This is a genomic window from Rhodococcus sp. (in: high G+C Gram-positive bacteria) (genome assembly GCF_049286785.1).
Lineage (GTDB): Bacteria > Actinomycetota > Actinomycetes > Mycobacteriales > Mycobacteriaceae > Rhodococcus_F.
Map to the genome: position 1 here is coordinate 1 of NZ_JBAQEO010000851.1, position 2,243 is coordinate 2,243.

Below are 2,243 nucleotides of genomic sequence, written 5' to 3' on the forward strand. Positions count from 1 at the left end.
ACGGAGCGGACGTACGTGGGCGGGCTCTCCTGTTCGCTGCGGACGCACCCGGGGCCCCGGATGTGGACGGTCACATCGCCACCGTCACCGACATCGATTCCGGCTTCACCGCATGGCCCCGTCCACCGAGGACACGCGGATACAAGACACGTTCACTTCGAGGGATACTACGACTGCCGGATCCCGCTCCGATGGCTGCCCACACCCGCGCGGTGTACCCGAACCCGGTCGCGTAACCTCCCGGCATTCCGCTCGAGTCGATTCTTACACATGACATTCCGATCGCCGGCGTCTACCGTTCCGGAGATCTACGGGTCCTTCCGCGGACCAAATCTCCCTCCCGACGGCTGACCTGACGATGCCGTCCTCCGATCCAGGTGGTGCAACATGATCGAAGTCCGCTCCGTATCCAAACGATTCGGCAAGAAAGCACGAGCAGTCGAGGTACTCCACGACATCGATTTCTCGGTGGGCACCGGTGAGATCGCCGCAGTGATCGGGCAGAGCGGTGCAGGCAAGACCACACTCTCCCGCATCATCAGTCTCCTGGAACGGCCGTCCGAGGGACAGATCCTTCTCGACGGTACGGATGTATCGGGCCTGACCGAACGTAGGCTCCGGGAGCAGCGTAAGGCGATCGGGACGATCTTCCAGGCGTCGAGCCTCCTCGCCCGGCGCACCGCCGCCGAGAATGTCGCGCTGCCGCTCGAGTTCGCCGGAGTCGGGCGCGCCGAACGTAGGGAACGAGTGCAGGATCTACTCGCGCGGGTCGGACTGTCCGACAAGGCGGATCTCTACCCGAGGCAGCTGTCGGGAGGCCAGCGGCAGCGCGTCGGAATCGCGCGTTCACTCGCACTCGCCCCCAAGGTCCTCGTGTCCGACGAAGCGACGTCCGGACTCGACCCGAATACCACCAAGTCCATACTGGCTCTGCTCCGGGAGCTGAGAGACGATCTCGGCCTGACGATCGTCCTGATCACACACGAAATGGATGTCGTGCGGCAGGTGGCGGACGTCGTCACCGTCCTCGACGCGGGCCGGGTGGTGGAGTCCGGTCCGGTGATCGACCTCGTGCGGGATCCGCAATCGGAGCTCGGCGTCGGCCTACTCCCCGACCGGTCCCACATCGCCGCCGAGGATCGTGATGTGCTCTGGCACGTCACCTACGGTTCCGACGCGGTCCCGACGAACTGGATCGAACTGCTCGGCAAGGCCTCGGGTAGATCGATCGGGGTGCTGTCCGGGACGGTGGAATCGGTCGGGGGACGCCCCGCAGGACGGGTCACCATTTCCGTCACGGGCGAAGACCCGTCGATCGGCAGCCTCCTGTCGAGTTGGGGTCTGCACGGAGTCCGGGTGGCCGGCGCGTCGACAGTTTCCGACGCCGGCGCGACCGCGGGAGCGGCGGCATGAGCGCGGGCGCGATCCTCGCCATCTCGACGCCCATAGACGAGCTTCCCGAACTCTTCCTCCCCGCGTTGCAGCAGACGGTGCAGATGGTCGGGATCACGGTGATCCTGGCCATCCTCCTGGGCACACCGCTGGCAGTGATCCTGCACAACACGGCACCCCGCGGCCTCTTCCCGAATCCTGCCCTCAACTCTGTCGTCGGATGGGTGGTCAACCTCGGACGTTCACTCCCCTTCCTCGTACTGATGGCCGCGATCATTCCCTTCACACGTTTCGTCGTCGGCACCTCGCTCGGTGTACAGGCGGCCGCAGTGCCGATGACACTGGCGGCGACACCGTACGTCGCCCGACTGATCGAGAATTCGCTGCGCGATGTGCCCCCCGAAGTGGTCGAAGTGGGCCGAGCATCGGCAGGATCCAATTTCCAGATCGTCCGCAAAGTACAACTGTCCGAAGCCGTTCCCACCATCATCGGCGCCCTCACGATCGCCTTGATCGGAATCCTCGACATGTCGGCGATCGCCGGTGCGGTCGGCGCCGGCGGAATCGGCAACCTTGCCATTGCATACGGCTACAACAGGTTCGACAACACGGTGATGATCACGACGGTCATCGCACTGGTTGTACTCGTCCAGGTGATCCAACTGGTCGGCGACCTGGCAGCCCGCCTAACCAACAGACGCTGAAACTCCCTTCACACCAACACAGATCAAAGGAATTCGATGACTACAAGAATCCGCCGGGGAAAGCGCGCCCGCACTGTGGCGACAGGCGGAATTACCACCGCATTGGTCCTGCTCCTGACCGCCTGCGGTGCGTCCGGGAGTATCGAC

The 2,243-nt window shown here is 64.4% G+C and carries 2 protein-coding genes and 1 pseudogene; all 3 read left to right on the plus strand.

Annotated features, from left to right (window positions below; translation table 11 throughout):
- Nucleotides 1–236, plus strand: a pseudogene (locus WAW17_RS30295) (LLM class flavin-dependent oxidoreductase); the annotation flags it as partial.
- A gap of 151 nt (nt 237–387) precedes the next feature.
- Complete coding sequence (locus WAW17_RS30300) at nt 388–1,413, plus strand: methionine ABC transporter ATP-binding protein (RefSeq protein WP_422336542.1); 1,026 nt, start codon at nt 388–390, stop codon at nt 1,411–1,413.
- Entirely contained in the window at nt 1,410–2,096 is a 687-nt protein-coding gene (locus WAW17_RS30305; protein WP_422336543.1) for a methionine ABC transporter permease, read from the plus strand. Before WAW17_RS30300 ends, WAW17_RS30305 begins: the two co-directional genes overlap by 4 nt.
- Nucleotides 2,097–2,243 lie beyond the last annotated feature (147 nt).